General features: G+C 61.8%; 2 protein-coding genes and 1 pseudogene. 2 read left to right on the top strand and 1 reads right to left on the bottom strand.

Features of this window, described 5'->3' with window-relative positions:
• Nucleotides 1-128: 128 nt before the first annotated feature.
• Both AC07DW_RS33980 and AC07DW_RS33975 read left to right on the top strand, forming a co-directional pair.
• A pseudogene (locus AC07DW_RS33980) lies at nt 129-331 on the top strand (IS630 family transposase); the annotation flags it as partial.
• A 161-nt stretch (nt 332-492) separates the two neighbouring features.
• Entirely contained in the window at nt 493-1,590 is a 1,098-nt protein-coding gene (locus AC07DW_RS33975; RefSeq protein WP_478861460.1) for an LCP family protein, read from the top strand.
• A 179-nt stretch (nt 1,591-1,769) separates the two neighbouring features.
• Here the strand turns inward: AC07DW_RS33975 and AC07DW_RS33970 are convergent, their stop codons facing one another.
• Nucleotides 1,770-2,591, bottom strand: coding sequence for a class I SAM-dependent methyltransferase (locus AC07DW_RS33970; RefSeq protein WP_478861459.1), 822 nt, complete (start codon nt 2,589-2,591; stop codon nt 1,770-1,772).
• Nucleotides 2,592-2,857: the final 266 nt, after the last annotated feature.

Here is a 2,857-nt window from a genome sequence, read left to right as displayed (position 1 = left end):
TTCCTGCCCTGCGGCTTCGTCCGGTCCTTACGGATCTCGAACTCCATCGAGCACCCCTATGCACTGGGGTGTTGCGACGACCGCTAGAACTCAAGCCCTGGAGGCTTACGGCTGAAAAGACTCCCGGCCTGCCCGCCTGCTCACCCGGCCTCAACCCGGTTGAGGACGTGGGGGCGCACGTCAACGCAGCCTCGCCGACCTCGCCGTCACAGCCCCCGACCAGCTCGAAACCCTCGTCCGCAACCGGCTCAAACGCCCCCAGTACCAGCCCGATACTCTCGACGGCTTCATAACCGGCACCGGCCTGCCTTTTACGAACCAGCCCCACCCTGACGAACTGAAATCAGTAAGCCGCTGCCTACAGAGAGTAGTTTCCCGGGTTTTCCCAGCCGGCCGTGCAACCCTTCGGGGTGCTTCCCCGTCTGACAGACCACACACGGTGTTTGATCACCACAGGTGGGGGGCGTAGAACCAGCGGGAACTGAGGAGAACATGGCCGAACAAGGCAGCAGAACCAGCCGAATACGTGCCACGGGACGTCGCCGCAGGCAGCCGAACAAAGGCCGCAGGGCGCTCACCGTCGCTGCATGGTCCGCCGCGGGACTGGTGTTGGCCGGCGGGTGCGGCCTCGGCTACGTGTATTTCACGCTCAGCGGCAACATCGAGAGTGTTGACCTCCACTCGCAGCTGCCCGACGACGACCGTCCGCAGACCGTCGACAATGGCTCTCTGGACATCCTGGTCCTCGGCTCCGACACCCGGGCCGGCGCCAACGGCGAGTACGGCAGGGACGAGGGCGCCGCCCGCTCCGACACCGCGATGATCCTTCACGTGTACGAGGGCCATCAGAAGGCGAGCGTCGTCTCCGTACCGCGCGACACGATCATCGAGCGCCCCGACTGCACCGACCGGGCCGGCGCGGCCGTACCCGGGCAGCGCAAGGCCATGTTCAACACGGCGTACGAGGTCGGCGGCCCCGCGTGCGCGGTGAAGACCGTCGAGAAGATGTCCGGCATCCGCATGGACCACTACATCGAGGTGGACTTCACCGGCTTCAAGAAGCTCATCGACGAACTCGGCGGCGTGGAGATCACCACCACCGAGCCGATCAAGGACCCGAGCAGCCACCTCGATCTGGCCGTCGGCCCCCACACCCTCACCGGCGAACAGGCCCTCGGGCTCGTCCGCACCCGCAAGGGCGTCGGCGACGGCAGCGATCTCGGCCGGATACAGCTCCAGCAGGCGTTCATGAAAGCCTTCATCGAGCAGACGAAGAGCGTCGGCGTCTTTACCAGCCCTAAAAAGCTCTGGGGCCTCGCCGACACCGCCACTAAGGCCATCAAGCTCGACTCCGAGCTCGGCTCCGTCAAGCAACTTGCCGACTTCGCCGGCGGCCTCAGCCAGCTCAGCCCGAATGACGTCGACATGATCACGCTGCCGGTACGGTACTACCCGGCTGACCCCAACCGCGTTATACCGCTCCAGGCCCAGTCCCAGCAGGTGTGGACGGCCCTCAGGGCCGACCTGCCGATCCCCGCGTCCGCCACCAAGGACACCGCAATGGGTCAAGCCGACGGAATCGTGAAGTAGGCCCTCAGCTTGTACTTGTCCTTGTGCGGGGGCTCCTTGATCGACTCGGCTTATTAGTTGGCCGACAGCAGCGATTTACTTACGTTCGCCTTTTCTGACGCCTCTTACGACGCCTTTCCCTCATCGCGTCACAGCCCCCGATCGCCAGCCATGACACCCGCGAACGCGATGAGAAGCGCTCAGCGGCCATTCTGGGAAGGCGTACTGCCAGCCGCAGCAAGGGGCTGGCCTACGGCGTATGTGAGCGACTCTAGGACACCTTCCCCTTTCTTGTGGCCAATTTCCCATACGTAATCATCCGAGCTCAAGCCGGACACCATCACCTCAAGTTCCGAGGGTGTATACGTTCGAAGATTGGAGACTGCGGCGTCCCAGGCATTAACCAATGGTACAATCGGAATGGGGAAAGCAAGGAGGAAGTCGGGGAGACTCACCGGATGCGCCAGGAGTCTGGATCTCCAGGCGACGAGCAGTGCCGTCACGGCCGCTCCGATCACTGAGGCAGCCTTCCGTTCCGTGAATTCGAAGACGCAGATGGGACGGCGCTGCTCGAATGCATCCCGAAAAATTTTCTTGGCATCTTCGGGGCGGAAGTGATGGAGACTTGTAAACATTGTCCGAACACCGTCGAGGCCAGCAGGCACCTTTGTAGCGTCCACTGGTCGAAGCTCGTATCTGATGGAGTTGTCTGCAAGCCTTTCCTTCACTGCGTCAAATGCCTCCCGATTGGGATACTTATCGGTGAAGCACAGGCTAATTGGTCCGCATGCCTGGTCAAGCTGAGGCTTGAGCGTGATCCACGGACCGGTTCCGCCAGAGCACACATCCACCACAGACCGAACGCCAGTATTGTTGATCACCCGAACAAGGATTGGCAGGGCCATACGATATACATTCCAGCGAAGTATGACTTCATCACGCAGGATGTCGGTGATCATGTCGCGAATCCGGGAGGACAGCCAAGGCTGATCCTCGAATTCGAAAATATGAACGCGTCTCACCGCATCAACCCTTCAAGGAGAGGGCGAGAGTCACTGGGGCTCATCAGCCAGCTTCACAGGAGTTGAGTAAGCCTTCATGCCCATCCTTCAGATATGCTAGCATCGACTACCCCTAACGCCCAGACCGAATACCGTGTCTCGGGGCTCAGTCGGTCACCTAATCGCTCAGCCGACCCTGATGGTTAATTCGTGCGGCTGAGGGTGCTGGTGGGAGTGGATGGGCAGCTTCCTCTTGTGCCGGTAGGGTCCGGCCGGGGAGGGGGGCT

This window comes from Streptomyces sp. NPDC045701 (genome assembly GCF_056432045.1).
Note: the sequence above shows the minus strand (reverse complement) of the source record. Positions and strands in the feature narration are given on the sequence as shown.

Coding starts and splice junctions, on each gene's coding strand:
- AC07DW_RS33975 (WP_478861460.1), top strand. CDS start 493: ATGGCCGAACAAGGCAGCAGAACCAGCCGAATACGTGCCACGGGACGT.